Here is a 16,988-nt window from a genome sequence, read left to right on the forward strand (position 1 = left end):
TCCGGGGGAGGGGGATTTGGGTTCCTACCAGGCCGTGTTCGTCCTGGCTGCCTTCTCTTCCGAGGGCAGCAGCAGCCACAGGGCTATGTAGAGCAGGAACTGCGGGCCCGGCAGGAGGCAGGAGACCAGGAAGATCACGCGCATCGTCGTGGCGGACGTGCCGAAGCGTCGCGCCAGCGCGGCGCACACTCCGCCGATCATGCGGCCGTGGGTGGGTCGGGCGAGCGCGGTCATGGTGTGGCTCCTTCGCGAGCGTCGGTCGGTGTCGGTGGCTCCTGGGCGGGCCCTCCGAGTGGTCTCTCTCTTCCACTGACCTCAACGCTACGAGGACAAACAGGGTGAAGCGTCGTGCTACGGGGCCATCCCGACCCTGGGGATCGTCGGGGTACGACCCTGAGACGGCTCCTCCTGGGGTACCGGGACGCGGTGGCTCCTCGGGGAGCCGCGGCGGAGGCGGGCTCGAGCCGCGGGGACCACAGCGGTGTGGGCCAGCGCTACGCCCAGCGTGTTCAGGAGGAGCGAGTCGACGTCGACCATCTGGCCGGGGACTCCGGTCTGGAGCAGTTCGATGGCCAGGGAGATCAGCGCGGCCGTCGTCGTGGTGCGGGCCAGGGAGCCCAGGGGGGACGATGTCGTCCTGCCGTGGGCCATCGGGAGCAGGACTCCGAGGGGGGCGAGGAGGGCCAGGCCCTCGACGATGCACCTCGTCGCCTCGCGCCAGCCAAGGGCCAGGTCGGCCTGGATGCCGGCGAAGGGCTGGAGATTCGCGGGCATCACCCAGGGGACGTCCAGGGGGCGCAGCGTGAGCCAGGCGACGAACGCAAGGTGGGCGACCAGGAGGATGCCTCCTGTCGCGCGGACGCGGATCACGGCGCTGCCGCCGATGGAGCCTTGACGCTGCACGATCCCCAAGACGCGGTCTTCGGTGGGATCGGTTCCGGGTGGGGGTGGGGTGGGGTGAGGTGTCCGCCACACGGGCGGTTTCGGGGGGCGGTGTGATGCCTGCGGCGCATCCTCGGGTTCGTGGGGGTGCGTCTCGCGCCTGCGGTGCGTCATGAGGCGGGGCCGGGGTGGGGGGTGTCCGTCCTCGGTCCGGCGGCTCGGGTGGATGACCTGTGCTGTCTTTTTGACGCGGGACGCTGCGGGCGGGCACCCCCCACCCCGGCCCCTCACCGCCGTAGGCGGGTGTCAGGTCGTCGCCACCTCGGTCGACGGGGGCTCGGTGGTGCCGGGGCGGGTGCGGACCTCGTCCGTGCACTCGTAGCGGCGGGGGGTGCCCGTGGGGCCGCCCAGGATGACCGAGCCGTCGCCCTCCGCCGCCGCGGAGTCCGAGAGGGTGCAGACGATCTGGGCCAGGGCGTAGCTGGTGAGGGTGGACGGGGTGGTTGTCAGGCGCAGGGTTTCGTCCGGGTCGTTTCTGCGGGGGCCCGCTACGTCCATCGCGCCTCGGAGGTCCGTGGTGTAGCCGGCCTCCTTCTCGGCCGGGGAGGGCGTTGCCTGGAGTTCCTCGAGGAGGCCCTGGGCCACCAGGACGCGGCGGGCCGCGTCGGCCGTGCCGTCGGGGACGCGGATGGTGCGGTCCACCGCGACCAGCTGGGAGCCGCAGAGCAGGAAGACCTGGACCGGGAGGCCGCGGGTGGCCTGGGGGGAGGCGTCCGGTTCCGAGAGCGAGCAGTGGACGCGGGAGGGGGCCGGGCCGAAGTTGGTGGGGACTTCCGTGGACCGTATGCCGCAGCCGGCCAGGGTTATGGCCGCCAGGGTGAGGAGGGCCGTGAGGCGCGGGGTCATCAGTCCTCCTTCTTCGGTTCGTCCCGGGGGAGGCGCAGGGTGAAGACGGCGCCGCCCTCGGGGGAGTTCGCGGCGGTGATCTCGCCGCCGTGGATGTGGGCGTTCTCCAGGGCGATGGAGAGGCCCAGGCCGCTTCCCTCGGAGCGTGGGCGGGAGGCGCTGGCCTTGTAGAAGCGGTCGAAGACGTGCGGGAGGACGTCCTCGGGGATGCCGGGGCCGTGGTCGCGTACGTCGATCACCACCGCGTCGTCCTCCTCGCGGACCGTGACGCGGACCGGGGAGCCGCCGTGCTTGAGCGCGTTGCCGATCAGGTTGGCCAGGATGACGTCGAGGCGGCGGGGGTCGAGGCGGGCCATGATGCCGCGTTCGGCGTCGAGTTCGACCGCGTCCAGCCAGGCGCGGGCGTCGATGCACGCCGTGATCTGGTCGGCCACGTCGACGTCGTCGAGGACCAGGCGGGCCGTGCCCGCGTCGAAGCGGGTGACCTCCATCAGGTTCTCGACCAGGTCATTCAGGCGGCGGGTCTCGCTGACGACGAGGCGGACCGCCGGTTCGATCATGGGGTCCACCGAGCCGGTCTCCGCCTCCAGTTCCTCTTCGAGGACCTCGGTGACTGCCGTGATCGCGGTGAGCGGGGTGCGCAGTTCGTGGGACATGTCGGCCACGAAGCGGCGGGACGCCTCGTCGCGGCCGGCCATGTCGGCGACCCGTTTCTCCAGCGCTTCGGCCGCGTTGTTGAACGTCCGGGAGAGGTCCGCGAGTTCGTCCGTGCCGGACACCCTGAGGCGGGTGTCGAGTTTGCCTTCGCCCAGGCGGCGGGCGGCGACCCCCAGGCGGTGCACCGGCTTCAGTACGGTCGTGGCGGCCGCTTGCGCGAGGAGTGCCGAGCCGATCAGGGCCAAGCCGGTGGCGATCCCTAGGGACCAGGCCAGGGAGTTGAGGTCCTTGGCCTCCTGTTCGAGGGACTTGAGCATGTAGCCGGTCGGGCCTCCGCCGATGACCTTGGTGCCGGCTATCAGATACGGCTTGTCGTCCTCGACGATCCGCTGCCAGTACAGGTGGTACTCGGCCTTGTCGGAGTCGACCTTGTCGTTCACCGCCGTACGCAGCGACTTGGGCACGTCGGCGAGCGTGAAGCCGTCCAGGGCGCCCGAACTGCTGGACAGCGGCTTGCCGTCGGCGTCCTGGGCGACGAGCAGCACGCTGAAGCGCTGGCTGCTGTTCGCCATCTGGCCCGCGGTGTGCTGCAGTTCGTCCTGCGTCGGGTTCTCGGGGAGAAGGGCCGCGCGGTTCTGCATCTCCTGCTGGAAGTCGCGCAGCACCGCGTCCTGGGTGCGGGTGAGGACCGCCTCCCGGTTGAGCCAGTACGCGATCCCGGAGGCGGAGACGGCGGCGGTGAGCGCCACCAGGCCGAAGACGACCACCAGCCGCAGCCGCAGACTGGTGAAACGCAGCCTCGACCACACTCCCTTGCGAGCCGCGGCCCAGCCGCGGAGATCCTTCTGTGCGTCCGTCACTGAGGCGCGTCCAGGCGGTAGCCGACCCCGCGTACGGTACGGATCAGGGTGGGCGAGGACGGGACGTCCTCGACCTTGGCGCGCAGGCGCGGCACACAGGCGTCCACCAGGCGCGAGTCGCCGAGGTAGTCGTGCTCCCAGACCAGGCGCAGGAGTTGCTGCCGGGAGAGGGCCTGGCCGGGGCGGCGGCTCAGTTCGAGGAGCAGGCGCAGCTCGGTCGGCGTGAGCTGCAGGTCCTCGCCGTTCTTCGTGACGGTCATCGCCGCCCGGTCGATCACCAGGCTGCCGAAGGTCGCCGCGTCGTTGGACTCGCGCTCCCCGCGGCGCAGCACCGCGCGGATCCGGGCGTCCAGCACCCTGCCCTGCACGGGCTTGACCACATAGTCGTCCGCGCCGGACTCCAGGCCGACCACGACGTCGATGTCGTCGCTGCGGGCGGTGAGCAGGATGATCGGCAGCTGGTCGGTGCGCCGGATGCGCCGGCACACCTCGAAGCCGTCGATGCCTGGCAGCATCACGTCCAGCACGATCAGGTCCGGCCGCTGCTCGCGCAGCAGCTTCAGGCCGTCCTCACCGGTGGCAGCCGTGGCTACCCGGTGACCCTGGCGGGTGAGCGAAAGCTCCAGGGCCGTGCGGATGGCGTCGTCGTCCTCGATCAGCAACAGGGAAGGCACGCCGCACATTCTGGCCCATGCGGGGGTGGTGTTTCGACACCTGTACGAGCAGTTCGGTCTCGCGCGCGTGGAGGCGGGGTGTCACGGACCCCTGTGACAGGTCTGTGACAGTCGGCGGACAGGGCCATGAAAGTGGCCGGGCAAGCTTTTCGGCACAGGCAAGACAGCACCGAGAACACCGGTAAGTCCACGACGGGGGGCGCGAGATGAACACGCTGCACGGCACCAGCACCAGCGCAGTGATCACGCGTCTGCACGACGTGAACGGGGGCCGGGGTACGGCGGGGCGGGGGTGCGCTCGCGGCACGGGGCGTCAGCACACCGGCTACATGACGGTGGTCGACGGCCGCACGGGGGAGACGCACGGGGGAACCGCGTACAGGGAGGACTCGGGGGAGAGCCGGCGCTCGCTGTCGGAGGCGGAGTTCACCGCCTACGTCCAGGAGCGCCGCGCCTCCCTGTACGCCACCGCCTACCACCTGACCGGTGACCGCTTCGAGGCCGAGGACCTGCTGCAGAGCGCGCTGTTCTCGACCTACCGGGCGTGGGACCGGATCAGCGACAAGGCCGCCGTGGGTGGCTACCTGCGGCGGACGATGACGAACCTGCACATCAGCGCGTGGCGCCGCCGCAAGCTGAACGAGTACCCGACCGAGGAGCTGCCGGAGACGGCCGGCGACACGGACGCGATGCGGGGCACCGAGCTGCGCGCGGTCCTGTGGCAGGCGCTGGCCCGGCTGCCCGAACTCCAGCGGACGATGCTGGTCCTGCGCTACTACGAGGGCCGCACCGACCCGGAGATCGCGGAGATCCTCGACATCAGTGTCGGCACGGTGAAGTCGAGCATCTGGCGGTCGCTCCGCCGGCTGCGTGAGGACGAGGTCCTCAGCTTCGGCCGTGACGAGGAGGACGCCTTCGGGGAGCTTGTCGCCTGAAGGTGAAGGGGGGACCGCTCGGGGGAGCGGTGCAGGGAGGGGGACTCACGGGGGGCTGGGGGGCCACCGGGGGGAACTACGGGGGAACGGGGGGTGCTCCGCCACGGGGGAAGCGGTGGAGCACGACGGTGCGGGGCCGGGGCCGGGGGGTCCGCGGCCCCGTTTCCGTGTGTGGGGTCGGTGGTCAGCGGGCGGTCACGTGCGCGGCTGTCGACGGGGCGTCGCCGACGGCGACCGCCTCGGTGGGATCGACCCCTTTGACCGCGTAGACGCCGGTCGTGGCCTCGGCGACTCCGGTGCCCGGCTCGTTGGGCGTGTCGTAGCAGGCCGCCACGGTGGCGGTGCCCAGACGCTCGCCCACGGTGAAGACGGACTTACCGGTGGGCAGGTAGTCGCGGCCGTCGTAGACCACCAGACCTGAGCAGGACGCCGCGCCGGATCCCTTGCTGTCTTCGCCGGAACACCCGGCCGTGGTCAGGGCTGCCAGGGTCATGAGCAGTACCGCACGCCTCATCGTCGTCCTCATCGTCGCAGGAGCTGTCGGATGCCGTGACTACGACGGAGGAGGCGGCGTGATCGTTCAGGGCGTCGGTGCCGGTGTCACCGTGGCGGCTTCCGTCAGGCGGTTCAGGGCCTCGTCGCGGTCGCACGCGTGGGCGCCCAGGGCCGTCTGACGGGCGACGATCGAGCGTTCCTGGCGCATCAGGCGCCAGCCGCGGCGCAGCAGGAACGGCACCGACTTACGGCCCTCGCGCAGATCGCGCAGGAAACGGCGGCGGAACGTCTTCACCGGGCCGCGGCTCAGGCACAGCGCGTCGGCCAGCAGGCCGAGTTCCCGGCAGCGCGACACGATCTCCGCCGCGAAGATGCCCTCCGCGATGAACAGCGGGGTCTGCTCGATCTCGATGCTCTCGTGCCCGGTGCGGGCGCTCAGCGAGATGTCGTAGACCGGTATGTCCGTGCGGCGCGTGCGGCACAGGTCCGCGATCGCGTCGACGGCCGCGTCGGCGTCCCACGAGTCGGGGTGGTCCCAGTCGATGTCGGAGCTCCCGGGGACCAGCGGCAGGGTCGGGTCGCCGGCCTCCTTGTAGAAGTCGTCGAGCCGCAGTACCGGAAGACCGGAGAGGGCCGCGAGGAGGGACTTGCCGGAGCCGGAGGGGCCGCAGAGCAGCACGACTCGCGTCGGTATGGGCACAGGGGAACTCACGGGACACCAGTGTGAGGCATCCGGCGGGGTCGGGACGACCAGGCGGGCGTGGTTGATGCGCGCATCACATGCCGGTGCCTCCATGCCGGGTGCGTTCGGGTACGGCGAAGAGCCGTGGCTTCCCTGGACGGAGGGGAGGCACGGCTCTTCGGGCAGGTGGCCTCAGTACGCGGAGCCGGAGGCGCCCAGGGAGCCCGTGGGGTGCCAGACCGTCTTGGTCTCCAGGAACGCCGTCATGCGGTCGGTGCCGGGGGCGGCCGACCAGTCGTCCACAGGCTGTGGACGCAGGACGCGCTTGAGGTTGTCCGCCGCGGCGATCTCCAGCTCCTTCGCCAGCACCTCGTCGGCGCCCGCGAGGTCGATCGCGTTGACGTCCTGGTGCGCCGCGAGGGGGGTGGCGATCTCCGCCGTACGGCCGGAGAGGATGTTGACCACTCCGCCGGGGACGTCGGACGTGGCCAGGACCTCGGCCAGGGACAGGGCCGGGAGGGGGGCGTTCTCGGAGGCCACCACGACCGCCGTGTTGCCCGTCGCGATCACCGGGGCGAGCACCGAGACCAGGCCCAGGAACGAGGACTTCTGGGGGGCCAGGACGGCCACCACGCCCGTCGGCTCCGGGGAGGACAGGTTGAAGAACGGGCCCGCGACCGGGTTGCCGCCGCCCACCACCTGGGCGATCTTGTCCGTCCAGCCCGCGTACCAGACCCAGCGGTCGATCGTCGCGTCGACCTGCTCGGCGGCCTTCGACTTGGACAGGCCCTCGGCGTCGGCGACCTCGTGGACGAACTGGGCCCTGCGGCCCTCCAGCATCTCGGCGACCCGGTAGAGGACCTGACCGCGGTTGTACGCGGTCGCGCCCGACCAGCCGCCGACCGCCTTGCGGGCGGCGACCACCGCGTCACGGGCGTCCTTGCGGGACGACAGCGGTGCGTTCGCCAGCCAGTTGCCCTTCGAGTCCGTCACCTCGTACACCCGGCCGCTCTCGGAACGCGGGAACTTCCCGCCGACGTACAGCTTGTAGGTCTTCAGGACAGTCAAGCGCTCAGACATCGAGGTACGCCTCCAGGCCGTGTCGGCCGCCCTCGCGGCCGAAGCCCGACTCCTTGTAGCCGCCGAAAGGCGACGTCGGGTCGAACTTGTTGAACGTGTTGGACCAGACGACGCCCGCCCGGAGCTTGTTCGCGACCGCGAGGATGCGCGAGCCCTTCTCCGTCCAGATGCCCGCCGACAGGCCGTACGGGGTGTTGTTGGCCTTCGCGACGGCCTCGTCCGGGGTGCGGAAGGTGAGGACCGACAGCACCGGGCCGAAGATCTCGTCCCGGGCGACGGTGTGCGCCTGCGTGACGTTCGTGAACAGCGTCGGCGCGAACCAGTAGCCGCTCTCGGGCAGGTCGCAGGCCGGCGACCAGCGCTCGGCGCCCTCCGCCTCGCCGCGCTCCACGAGGGAGGTGATACGGCTCAGCTGCTCCTCGGAGTTGATCGCTCCGATGTCGGTGTTCTTGTCCAGCGGGTCGCCGAGGCGGAGCGTGGAGAGGCGGCGCTTGAGGGAGTCGAGGAGCTCGTCGTGGATCGACTCCTGGACCAGCAGGCGGCTGCCCGCGCAGCAGACCTGGCCCTGGTTGAAGAAGATGCCGTTGACGATGCCTTCTACGGCCTGGTCGATCGGGGCGTCGTCGAAGACGATGTTCGCGCCCTTGCCGCCCAGCTCCAGGGTGACCTTCTTGCGGGTGCCCGCGACCGTGCGGGCGATCTCCTTGCCGACCGCCGTGGAGCCCGTGAAGGCCACCTTGTTCACGTCCGGGTGCGCGACGAGGGCCGCGCCCGCGTCGCCGTAGCCGGGGAGGATGTTGACGACGCCCTTGGGCAGGCCCGCCTGGCGGCAGATGTCCGCGAAGAAGAGCGCGGAGAGGGGGGTCGTCTCGGCGGGCTTCAGGACGACCGTGTTGCCCGTCGCGAGTGCCGGCGCGATCTTCCACGCCAGCATCAGGAGGGGGAAGTTCCAGGGGATGACCTGGCCGGCCACGCCGAGGGGCGCGGGGTTCGGGCCGTAGCCGGCGTGGTCGAGCTTGTCCGCCCAGCCCGCGTAGTAGAAGAAGTGCGCCGCGACCAGGGGGAGGTCCGCGTCGCGGGTCTCCTTGATCGGCTTGCCGTTGTCGAGGGTCTCGAGGACGGCCAGCTCGCGGCTGCGCTCCTGGACGATGCGGGCGATGCGGAAGAGGTACTTGGCGCGCTCGGAGCCGGGCAGCGCGGACCACTTCTCGAACGCCTTGCGCGCGGCCTTCACCGCGCGGTCCACGTCCGCCTCGCCGGCCTGGGCGATCTCGGACAGGACCTCCTCGGACGACGGCGAGACGGTCTTGAAGACCTTGCCGTCCGCCGCGTCCGTGAACTCGCCGTCGATGAACAGGCCGTACGACGGCGCGATGTCGACGATCGAGCGGGACTCGGGGGCCGGGGCGTATGCGAATACCGATGCCATGGTGATCAGTCCACCGTCACGTAGTCGGGGCCGGAGTAGCGGCCGGTGGCCAGCTTCTGCCGCTGCATCAGCAGGTCGTTCAGAAGCGAGGAGGCGCCGAAGCGGAACCAGTGGTTGTCCAGCCAGTCCTCGCCGGCGGTCTCGTTGACCAGCACGAGGAATTTGATGGCGTCCTTGGAGGTGCGGATTCCGCCGGCCGGCTTCACGCCGACCTGGATGCCGGTCTGGGCGCGGAAGTCGCGCACCGCTTCCAGCATAAGGAGGGTGTTGGCGGGGGTGGCGTTGACGGCGACCTTGCCGGTGGACGTCTTGATGAAGTCCGCGCCGGCCAGCATGCCGAGCCAGCTCGCGCGCCGGATGTTGTCGTACGTCGACAGCTCGCCGGTCTCGAAGATGACCTTGAGACGGGCGGTGGTCCCGCAGGCCTCCTTCACGGCGGTGATCTCGTCGTACACCTTCATGTAGTTCCCGGCGAGGAACGCGCCGCGGTCGATGACCATGTCGATCTCGTCGGCACCGGCGGCGACGGCGTCCCGCACGTCCGCGAGCTTCACGGAGAGCGCGGCGCGGCCCGCGGGGAAGGCGGTGGCGACCGAGGCGACCTTCACGGCGCTGCCGGCGACGGCCTCCTTGGCGGTGGCCACCATGTCGGGGTAGACGCAGACGGCCGCCGTCGACGGGGTCGTGCGGTCGGTCGGGTCGGGGCGGACCGCCTTGGCGCCGAGCGCCCGGACCTTGCCCGGGGTGTCCGCGCCTTCCAGCGTCGTCAGGTCGACCATCGAGATGGCGAGGTCGATGGCGTACGCCTTGGCGGTCGTCTTGATGGAACGGGTGCCGAGGGACGCGGCCCGCGCCTCCAGGCCGACCGCGTCTACGCCGGGCAGCCCGTGGAGGAAGCGGCGCAGCGTGCTGTCGGACGCGGCGACGTCCTTGAGTGCGTGAGCTGCGGCAGGTGCATTGGTGGGCATGGTCACCAGACGAGCATATCTACGCGCGTAGCGGCTGTACACCCCGTGGGGCGGAATCGGTGGGGGGTGGGGTGTGGGGGGCTTGTGGGGTGGTGGTGGGGGATGCGTTGTGCGGGTGGGTGTGGGTGCGTTGTCGGGTGCTGCTTGTGAACAGGCGTTCAGGGGTGCGGCAGAATCGGCGGTATGACGACCCCTGCTCCTAGCCCCGACCCCGCCGCGAAGGATCGGGTCTACCGCTCGCCCATGGGCATGCTCGGTGGTGCCCTCGTACTGGTCATCGCCCTGTGGCTCGGCATCGACGCCCTGATGATCGGCACCGGGCGCACGCCGTGGCTGGCCCTCGCCGCGCTGATCCTGATCGTGCCGGTCATCACGGCGTTCACGCTGCGTCCGGCCGTGTACGCCAACGAGGAACGGCTGCGGATCCGCAATCCGCTCCGGGTCGTCGTGCTGCCCTGGGGGCAGGTCGCGTCCCTGCGCTCGCGTTACTCCAACGAGGTCGTCACGGCGTCCGGTGCCACGTTCGCGCTGTGGGCCATTCCGGTGTCGCTGCGGGCCCGTAAGAAGGCGGCCCGGCAGACGGCCGCCGCCGAGCGGGGCGCTGGGCGTGGCGGGCGCCGTGGTGGGGGGCGGGATCTTGGGCCGGGCCTCGATGCGTCGGGTGGGGGCGCCGGTGCGTCGAGTGGGCCTGTGCGGGCCGAGACCGACAAGGTCATGGACGAGCTGCGGGAGCTGCTCGAGCGGTGGGAGGAGCGGGCCTCGCGTACCGACGCCCCGAGTATGGGTGAGGTCAGTGTGCGGTGGGCCTATGAGGTCATCGGGCCTGCTGTGGCGGGGGCTGTTCTTTTGGTGATTCTGCTCGCCACGGGGTGAGCTTCGACGCGGGTTCAGGGGTGCCTCGTTCCGGCGAGGCACCCCTCGTTATTTCAGATGCCTGCTGCTGTTGACAGGTCTTTCTTGAGCGCCGTCAGCAGGGTCTTTGCCTTTGCGTGCGCTACGGGCAGTTCCGTGTGGTCACTGACGGTGACCACCACTTCCAGGTAGCACTTCAGCTTCGGCTCCGTGCCGCTGGGGCGGACGATGACGCGCGCGCCCTCCAGCGTGTAGCGCAGGCCGTCCGTGGGCGGGAGCTTGTCCGTGCCCTTGGTGAGGTCCTCGGCGTTCGTCACGGGCAGGCCCGCCAGTTCGGTCGGCTGCTGCTCGCGCAGGCGGCGCATCGCGTCGGCGATGATCGACAGGTCCTCGACGCGTACCGAGAGCTGGTCCGTGGCGTGCAGGCCGTGTTCCACGGCCAGGTCGTCCAGGAGGTCGGTCAGCGTTCGGCCTTCGGACTTGAGTGTCGAGGCCAGTTCCGTGATCAGCAGGGCGGCCGTGATGCCGTCCTTGTCGCGTACGCCCTCCGGGTCCACGCAGTAGCCGAGCGCCTCCTCGTAGCCGTAGCGCAGGCCCTCCACGCGGGCGATCCACTTGAAGCCGGTCAGGGTCTCCTCGTAGGGCAGCCCCGCCTTCTCGGCGATCCGGCCGAGGAGGGAGGAGGAGACGATCGACTCGGCGAACGTGCCCTGTGCTCCGCGGGCGACCAGGTGTGCGGCGAGCAGTGCGCCTACCTCGTCGCCGCGCAGCATGCGCCAGCCGCCGTCGTCCTTGACGGCCACCGCGCAGCGGTCGGCGTCCGGGTCGTTGGCGATGACCAGGTCCGGGTCCTCCTCGCGGGCCTTCGCGAAGGCCAGGTCCATCGCGCCGGGCTCCTCCGGGTTGGGGAACGCGACGGTGGGGAAGTCCGGGTCGGGCTCGGCCTGCTCGGCGACCAGGGCCGGAGTGGGGAAGCCGGCGCGCGCGAAGGCGGCCAGGAGGACGTCCTTGCCGACGCCGTGCATCGCCGTGTAGACGGTGCGGGCGGTGCGGGGGGAGTCCTTGGCGAGGACCGCGTCGGTGCGGGCGAGGTAGGCGTCCAGGACGCTGTCGTCCAGGGTCTCCCAGCCGGTGTCGGGGCGGGGGACGTCGTGGAGCGAGGCGATCGCGGCGATCTCGGCGGCGATCTCCGCGTCGGCGGGCGGCACGATCTGGGAGCCGTCGCCGAGGTAGACCTTGTAGCCGTTGTCGCGCGGGGGGTTGTGGCTGGCGGTGACCTCTACGCCGGCTACCGCGCCGAGGTGCCTTATCGCGTACGCGAGGACCGGGGTGGGGAGGGGACGGGGCAACACTGCGGCGCGGAGGCCGGCGCCCGTCATGACCGCTGCGGTGTCTTCGGCGAAGGCTGAGGACTTGTGGCGGGCGTCGTAGCCGATCACCACCAGGCCGTCGGTGTGGCCTTGCTTCTTGAGGTAGGCGGCTAGGCCTGCGGCTGCGCGGATGACCACCGAGCGGTTCATGCGGAGCGGGCCGGCGCCCAGCTCGCCGCGCAGGCCCGCGGTGCCGAACTGGAGGGTGCCCGCGAAGCGTGATGCGAGCTCGTCGGTGTCCCCGGCGTCGAGGAGGGCGGCGAGTTCCGCGCGGGTCTCCGGGTCGGGGTCCTCGGCGAGCCATGCCTGGGCCCGGGCGATGAGGTCGTCTTGCACGTCGGGTCAGCCTCTCGTGGTGGTCGGGGGCGGTGCCTGCGGCGGCCCGTTTCGGAGGGTGGGGGCTTCTGTGGCGCCAGCGCTTTTGGAAGGTGCGGGCACGGGGTGGGGGGTGTCCGTCCTCGGTCCGGCGGCTCGGTGCCGTGTTCTGTGCCGTCTTCTTGACGCCGGACGCTGCGGGCGGGCACCCCCCACCCCGTGCCCTTCCCGCCGTGTGCGGCTGCGGCACGGGGGCCTCACCGTGGGTACGGCTACAGGCGGCCCAGCACCTGGGCGAGGAGGGAGCCCATGCGGGCGGCCGAGTCGCGGCCGGCCTGGAGGACCTCCTCGTGGTTGAGGGGTTCGCCCGTCATACCGGCGGCCAGGTTGGTGACCAGGGAGATGCCGAGGACCTCGGCGCCCGCCTCGCGCGCGGCGATCGCCTCGAGGACCGTCGACATGCCGACCAGGTCCGCGCCGATCACGCGGGCCATGCGGATCTCGGCCGGCGTCTCGTAGTGCGGGCCGGGGAACTGTGCGTAGACGCCCTCCTCGAGGGTGGCGTCGATCTCCTTGCACAGGGCGCGCAGGCGGGGGCTGTAGAGGTCGGTGAGGTCGACGAAGTTGGCGCCGACGATGGGGGAGGTGGCCGTGAGGTTGATGTGGTCGCTGATCAGGACCGGCTGGCCGGGGCGCATGCCTTCGCGGAGGCCGCCGCAGCCGTTGGTGAGCACGATCGTCTTGCAGCCCGCGGCGACTGCGGTGCGCACGCCGTGGGCTACGGCGGCCACGCCGCGGCCCTCGTAGTAGTGCGTACGGCCCAGGAAGACCAGGGCCCGCTTGTCGCCGGTGCGGTACGAGCGGATCTTGCCGCCGTGCCCCTCGACCGCCGGCGGCGGGAAGCCGGGCAGCTCGGTGACGGGGAACTCGGCCTCGGGCGCGCCGAGGGCGTCCACGGCCGGGGCCCAGCCGGAGCCCATCACCAGGGCGACGTCGTGGGTGTCGGCGCCCGTGAGTTCGCGCAGGCGCGCGGCGGCGGCGTCGGCGGCCGCGTGCGGGTCGCCCTGGATGTCGTCCGGAAGAAGAGATGCGTTCACGCGACTGAGGGTAGCCGGTTTGGGCCTACGCGCGTAGATGACGGAGCTCACGGGATGGCGATCGTTGTCTTGTCGTATCCGACAAAAAAGGGGGGTGGTTGGGGGGCTTGTGTCAGCAGGGGCGCTTGCGTAGTTGCATCACGTAGTCGGGGGGGGCTCCTGCCGATTCCGCCGCGTCGGCGATCTCTCCCAGGTAGCGGGCCGACGGGAGGCCGCCCTCGTAGGCGTTCAGGACATACGTCCAGGCCTGCTCCTCGCCCTCCAGGGTGTGGGCTCGGACGCGCAGGCGGCGGTAGATGCCCAGGCCCACGCCTTCCCAGCGGTCCAGGGAGTCCTCGTCCATCGGGGCGATGTCGTAGAGCGCGACGAAGACCTGTTCCATCGGGTCCTCGACGAGTGTGGCCAGCGCGCCCTCCCAGCCGAGCTGTTCGCCGCCGAACGTCAGCCGCCATCCGTTGAGCCAGCCGGTGGCGCGCAGCGGCGAGTGGGGGGCGCGGCGGGTCATCAGCCGCGCGTCGAGATTGCAGGCGTACGCGGCGTAGAGCGACATGGGGGGAAGGGTACGGCAGTGTCACTGTCGTAACGGTGGTGTCTCGTGGCGGCCCCCCAGGCGGTCGCACCCCGATGCGTGCGGGACAATGGAGTACGTGACTCGGATCGTGATCATCGGTGGCGGACCCGGCGGATACGAAGCGGCGCTGGTGGCCGCTCAGCTCGGCGCGGAGGTGACCGTCGTCGACGCCGACGGTCTGGGCGGGGCGTCGGTGCTGACCGACTGCGTGCCGTCCAAGACTCTGATCGCCACGGCCGAGGTGATGACCACCTTCGACTCCTCGTACGAGGAGCTGGGCATCATCGTCGCCGACGACACCCCGCACATCGACACGCCCGCGCGTGTCGTGGGCGTCGACCTGGGCAAGGTCAACCGGCGTGTGAAGCGGCTCGCGCTGGCTCAGTCGCACGACATCACCGCGTCCGTGACGCGTGCCGGTGCGCGGGTGATGCGCGGGCGTGGGCGGCTGGAGGGCATGCAGGCCCTCGACGGGTCGCGCAAGGTCGTGGTGCGGACCGCCGACGGCAGCGAGGAGACGCTGGTCGCCGACGCCGTGCTCATCGCGACGGGCGGTCACCCGCGCGAGCTGCCCGACGCCCAGCCGGACGGCGAGCGCATTCTGAACTGGACCCAGGTGTACGACCTCGACGAGCTGCCCGAGGAGCTCATCGTGGTCGGTTCCGGTGTCACCGGTGCCGAGTTCGCCGGTGCCTATCAGGCGCTGGGCTCGCGGGTCACGCTCGTTTCGTCGCGGGACCGCGTGCTGCCGGGTGAGGACCCGGACGCCGCCGCCGTGCTGGAGGACGTCTTCCGGCGTCGTGGCATGAACGTCATGGCGCGCTCGCGTGCCGCCGCCGCCAAGCGCGTCGGCGACCGGGTGGAGGTCACCCTGGCGGACGGCCGCGTCATCAGCGGCAGCCACTGCCTGATGGCCGTCGGTGCCGTCCCGAACTCCGAGGGCCTCGGCCTGGAGGAGGCCGGCGTCAAGGTCCGCGAGTCCGGGCACATCTGGACCGACAAGGTCTCCCGCACCACGGCTCCGGGGGTGTACGCCGCCGGTGACGTGACCGGTGTCTTCGCCCTCGCCTCGGTCGCGGCGATGCAGGGGCGTATCGCCATGTATCACTTCCTCGGTGACGCGGTGGCTCCGTTGAATCTGAAGACCGTGTCGTCGAACGTCTTCACCGATCCCGAGATCGCCACCGTCGGGTACACCCAGGCCGATGTGGACGGCGGCAAGATCGACGCCCGGGTCGTCAAACTGCCGCTGCTGCGGAATCCTCGCGCCAAGATGCAGGGGATCCGGGACGGGTTCGTCAAGATCTTCTGCCGGCCGGGCACCGGCATCGTGGTCGGCGGTGTGGTCGTCGCCCCGCGCGCCTCGGAACTCATCCACCCCATCTCGCTCGCCGTCGACAACAATCTGACGGTCGAGCAGATCGCGAACGCCTTCACCGTCTATCCGTCGCTCTCGGGGTCGATCGCCGAGGTCGCGCGGCAGCTGCACACGCGCAAGGCGGGCGCCGAGCTCTGACGGCCGGATCCGACTCCCCGCCGGTCACGGGGAGTTGCCGGCCATGCGAGCGGCATAGGCGGCGGGACTAGGCCTTATACCACTCGGCGTGCCTGCGTACGAACAACTTCTGTTATTCGGCGCAAACTGCTGAAAGCAGACGGTCGTTGGGGTTACTGTCAGTTTCGTGTTCGCTGCAGAACGTCGCCAATTGATCCTCGAAATGGTGCGAGCGAACGGGGCCGTGTCGCTCCGTGAGCTCGCCCGCGTCGTCCAGACCTCCGAAGTGACCGTACGGCGGGACGTGCGCGCACTGGAGGCAGAAGGACTCCTCGACCGCCGGCACGGCGGTGCGGTATTGCCGGGCGGGTTCACGCGGGAGTCCGGCTTTCCGCAGAAGTCACATCTCGCGACCGCCGAGAAGACCGCCATCGCCGACCTCGCCGCGAACTTCGTGGAGGAGGGCGAGGCCATCGTCGTCGGGGCGGGGACCACCACCCAGGAGCTGGCCCGCCGGCTCGCCCGGGTGCCCGGTCTGACCGTCGTCACCAACTCGCTGCTGGTGGCACAGGCGTTGGCCCACGCCAACCGGGTCGAGGTCGTGATGACCGGCGGCACGCTGCGCGGTTCCAACTACGCCCTCGTCGGGAGCGGTGCCGAGCAGTCCCTGCAGGGGCTACGGGTGTCGCGGGCCTTCCTCTCCGGGAGCGGGCTGACCGCCGAACGCGGACTGTCCACGTCCAACATGCTGTCGGCGTCCGTCGACCGGGCGCTGGTGCAGGCCGCCGCGGAGGTCGTCGTCCTCGCCGACCACACCAAGCTCGGCACCGACACGATGTTCCAGACGGTGCCCTCGGACGTCATCACCCGGCTGGTCACCGACGAGCCGCCGACCCATGACGACCGCGCCCACACCGAGCTCCAGGCCCTCGCCGACCAGGGGGTGCAGATCGCCGTGGCCGGGGCGGCCGGGGCGTCGGGGGGTGACGAGGTCCCGGCGCGGCGCCAGCAGCGCGCGCTGCCGGGACCGCGCCGGGGTCAGGCTCCTCCGGGGCTCCGCCCCGCCGCCGCGATGCTCGGTGAGCAGGGAGCCGAGCGGGAGCGGGCCCGGGTTGCCGACCTGCGGCGGCGCTGAGCCTTCACGGCTTCAGGCCTCGCAGGGTCAGGTGGAGGAGGCGGTCCGCCAAGTCTGGGTCGGTCGGGGTTTCCTCGGCCGCCAGGGCTATCGCGTGCGTCAGCTGGAGCAGGTCGGTGATCGCCACGTCCGCGCGGACGGAGCCGGCCTGCTGGGCGCGGGCGAGCAGTGCCCCGCCCGCCTGCCGGATCGGGTCGCTGCACCGGGCGAGCGCCGAGGAGCCGTCGGCGGAGACCGCCATCAGGGAGCGGGCCAGCCCGCGGTACTCGCCCGCGTGGGTCACCATCTCGCGCAGCCAGGTCACCAGCGCCGCGCAGGGCTCCGGGTCCGTGAGGAGCTGGCGCGAGCGGGTCAGCAGCTCGTCGACGGCGTCCTCGAAGACGGCGCTCACCAGGGCGTCCCGGTTCGGGAAGTGCCGGTACAGGGTGCCGATGCCGACCCCGGCCCGCCGGGCCACGTCCTCCAGGGACGCGTCCGTGCCGTGCTCGGCGAAGACCGCGCGGGCCTCCGTCAGCAGCCGTTCGTGATTGCGGCGGGCGTCCGCGCGCATGGCGCGCGCAGGCGCCACCGCCTGTTCGCGTGAGC

At 71.2% G+C, this 16,988-nt stretch carries 18 protein-coding genes; 4 read left to right on the top strand and 14 right to left on the bottom strand.

Features of this window, described 5'->3' with window-relative positions; all coding sequences use genetic code 11:
- Positions 1-24: 24 nt before the first annotated feature.
- The 5 genes from DC008_RS21870 to afsQ1 form a co-directional block, all read right to left on the bottom strand.
- Positions 25-234, bottom strand: coding sequence for a PspC domain-containing protein (locus tag DC008_RS21870; RefSeq protein ID WP_108708400.1), 210 nt, complete (start codon positions 232-234; stop codon positions 25-27).
- Between the two features lie 117 nt (positions 235-351).
- Complete coding sequence (locus tag DC008_RS21875; protein WP_108708401.1) at positions 352-903, bottom strand: VanZ family protein; 552 nt, start codon at positions 901-903, stop codon at positions 352-354.
- 285 nt (positions 904-1,188) lie between these two features.
- The gene (locus DC008_RS21880) at positions 1,189-1,788 is read right to left on the bottom strand and encodes a hypothetical protein (protein ID WP_108708402.1); all 600 of its coding nucleotides are present in this window, start codon (positions 1,786-1,788) and stop codon (positions 1,189-1,191) included.
- Entirely contained in the window at positions 1,788-3,305 is a 1,518-nt protein-coding gene (locus tag DC008_RS21885; protein WP_108708403.1) for a sensor histidine kinase, read from the bottom strand. The genes DC008_RS21880 and DC008_RS21885 overlap by 1 nt, the downstream gene beginning before the upstream one ends.
- Complete coding sequence (gene afsQ1 / locus DC008_RS21890) at positions 3,302-3,979, bottom strand: two-component system response regulator AfsQ1 (protein WP_108710810.1); 678 nt, start codon at positions 3,977-3,979, stop codon at positions 3,302-3,304. The genes DC008_RS21885 and afsQ1 overlap by 4 nt, the downstream gene beginning before the upstream one ends.
- Before the next feature lie 206 nt (positions 3,980-4,185).
- Between afsQ1 and DC008_RS21895 the strand changes: the two genes are divergently transcribed.
- On the top strand, positions 4,186-4,914 hold the full coding sequence (locus tag DC008_RS21895) for a SigE family RNA polymerase sigma factor (protein ID WP_055621697.1): 729 nt from the start codon (positions 4,186-4,188) through the stop codon (positions 4,912-4,914).
- Between the two features lie 184 nt (positions 4,915-5,098).
- Here the strand turns inward: DC008_RS21895 and DC008_RS21900 are convergent, their stop codons facing one another.
- The 5 genes from DC008_RS21900 to deoC form a co-directional block, all read right to left on the bottom strand.
- Complete coding sequence (locus DC008_RS21900; protein ID WP_115507605.1) at positions 5,099-5,407, bottom strand: DUF6281 family protein; 309 nt, start codon at positions 5,405-5,407, stop codon at positions 5,099-5,101.
- 87 nt (positions 5,408-5,494) lie between these two features.
- On the bottom strand, positions 5,495-6,205 hold the full coding sequence (locus DC008_RS21905; protein WP_108708405.1) for a nucleoside/nucleotide kinase family protein: 711 nt from the start codon (positions 6,203-6,205) through the stop codon (positions 5,495-5,497).
- 78 nt (positions 6,206-6,283) lie between these two features.
- A complete protein-coding gene (locus DC008_RS21910; RefSeq protein WP_108708406.1) occupies positions 6,284-7,171 on the bottom strand; it encodes an aldehyde dehydrogenase family protein in 888 nt (295 codons plus the stop codon).
- Positions 7,164-8,600, bottom strand: coding sequence for an aldehyde dehydrogenase family protein (locus DC008_RS21915; protein ID WP_108708407.1), 1,437 nt, complete (start codon positions 8,598-8,600; stop codon positions 7,164-7,166). The genes DC008_RS21910 and DC008_RS21915 overlap by 8 nt, the downstream gene beginning before the upstream one ends.
- A 5-nt stretch (positions 8,601-8,605) precedes the next feature.
- Positions 8,606-9,568, bottom strand: coding sequence for a deoxyribose-phosphate aldolase (gene deoC, locus DC008_RS21920; RefSeq protein ID WP_108708408.1), 963 nt, complete (start codon positions 9,566-9,568; stop codon positions 8,606-8,608).
- A 183-nt stretch (positions 9,569-9,751) separates the two neighbouring features.
- Between deoC and DC008_RS21925 the strand changes: the two genes are divergently transcribed.
- Positions 9,752-10,441, top strand: coding sequence for a PH domain-containing protein (locus DC008_RS21925; RefSeq protein WP_108708409.1), 690 nt, complete (start codon positions 9,752-9,754; stop codon positions 10,439-10,441).
- Positions 10,442-10,494: 53 nt separating this feature from the next.
- Here the strand turns inward: DC008_RS21925 and DC008_RS21930 are convergent, their stop codons facing one another.
- The 3 genes from DC008_RS21930 to DC008_RS21940 form a co-directional block, all read right to left on the bottom strand.
- Positions 10,495-12,126, bottom strand: a complete 1,632-nt coding sequence (locus DC008_RS21930; protein ID WP_108708410.1) for a phospho-sugar mutase — start codon at positions 12,124-12,126, stop codon at positions 10,495-10,497.
- Between the two features lie 251 nt (positions 12,127-12,377).
- Entirely contained in the window at positions 12,378-13,202 is an 825-nt protein-coding gene (locus DC008_RS21935; RefSeq protein ID WP_062674534.1) for a purine-nucleoside phosphorylase, read from the bottom strand.
- A 112-nt stretch (positions 13,203-13,314) separates the two neighbouring features.
- Positions 13,315-13,752 carry a gamma-glutamylcyclotransferase family protein gene (locus DC008_RS21940; protein ID WP_108708411.1) on the bottom strand — a complete coding sequence of 146 codons (438 nt, stop codon included), beginning with the start codon at positions 13,750-13,752 and terminating at the stop codon, positions 13,315-13,317.
- 88 nt (positions 13,753-13,840) lie between these two features.
- Between DC008_RS21940 and DC008_RS21945 the strand changes: the two genes are divergently transcribed.
- Both DC008_RS21945 and DC008_RS21950 read left to right on the top strand, forming a co-directional pair.
- Positions 13,841-15,289: an NAD(P)H-quinone dehydrogenase gene (locus DC008_RS21945; protein ID WP_108708412.1), complete on the top strand. Its 1,449-nt coding sequence runs from the start codon at positions 13,841-13,843 to the stop codon at positions 15,287-15,289.
- A gap of 166 nt (positions 15,290-15,455) precedes the next feature.
- On the top strand, positions 15,456-16,403 hold the full coding sequence (locus tag DC008_RS21950; RefSeq protein WP_108708413.1) for a DeoR/GlpR family DNA-binding transcription regulator: 948 nt from the start codon (positions 15,456-15,458) through the stop codon (positions 16,401-16,403).
- A gap of 4 nt (positions 16,404-16,407) precedes the next feature.
- On the opposite strand, the gene DC008_RS21955 is transcribed toward DC008_RS21950, so the two are convergent.
- Complete coding sequence (locus DC008_RS21955) at positions 16,408-16,953, bottom strand: TetR/AcrR family transcriptional regulator (RefSeq protein ID WP_108710811.1); 546 nt, start codon at positions 16,951-16,953, stop codon at positions 16,408-16,410.
- Positions 16,954-16,988 lie beyond the last annotated feature (35 nt).

The organism is Streptomyces nigra, from assembly GCF_003074055.1.
Lineage (GTDB): Bacteria > Actinomycetota > Actinomycetes > Streptomycetales > Streptomycetaceae > Streptomyces > Streptomyces nigra.

What these genes read in the sequence shown, in the direction of transcription:
- DC008_RS21940 (WP_108708411.1), bottom strand. Translation starts at nt 13,752, where the DNA reads ATGTCGCTCTACGCCGCGTACGCCTGCAATCTCGACGCGCGGCTGATG.
- DC008_RS21910 (WP_108708406.1), bottom strand. Translation starts at nt 7,171, where the DNA reads ATGTCTGAGCGCTTGACTGTCCTGAAGACCTACAAGCTGTACGTCGGC.
- DC008_RS21955 (WP_108710811.1), bottom strand. Translation starts at nt 16,953, where the DNA reads ATGCGCGCGGACGCCCGCCGCAATCACGAACGGCTGCTGACGGAGGCC.
- DC008_RS21895 (WP_055621697.1), top strand. Translation starts at nt 4,186, where the DNA reads ATGAACACGCTGCACGGCACCAGCACCAGCGCAGTGATCACGCGTCTG.
- DC008_RS21945 (WP_108708412.1), top strand. Translation starts at nt 13,841, where the DNA reads ATGGAGTACGTGACTCGGATCGTGATCATCGGTGGCGGACCCGGCGGA.
- deoC (WP_108708408.1), bottom strand. Translation starts at nt 9,568, where the DNA reads ATGCCCACCAATGCACCTGCCGCAGCTCACGCACTCAAGGACGTCGCC.
- DC008_RS21880 (WP_108708402.1), bottom strand. Translation starts at nt 1,788, where the DNA reads ATGACCCCGCGCCTCACGGCCCTCCTCACCCTGGCGGCCATAACCCTG.
- DC008_RS21915 (WP_108708407.1), bottom strand. Translation starts at nt 8,600, where the DNA reads ATGGCATCGGTATTCGCATACGCCCCGGCCCCCGAGTCCCGCTCGATC.
- DC008_RS21925 (WP_108708409.1), top strand. Translation starts at nt 9,752, where the DNA reads ATGACGACCCCTGCTCCTAGCCCCGACCCCGCCGCGAAGGATCGGGTC.
- DC008_RS21870 (WP_108708400.1), bottom strand. Translation starts at nt 234, where the DNA reads ATGACCGCGCTCGCCCGACCCACCCACGGCCGCATGATCGGCGGAGTG.
- DC008_RS21900 (WP_115507605.1), bottom strand. Translation starts at nt 5,407, where the DNA reads ATGACCCTGGCAGCCCTGACCACGGCCGGGTGTTCCGGCGAAGACAGC.
- DC008_RS21905 (WP_108708405.1), bottom strand. Translation starts at nt 6,205, where the DNA reads ATGGAGGCACCGGCATGTGATGCGCGCATCAACCACGCCCGCCTGGTC.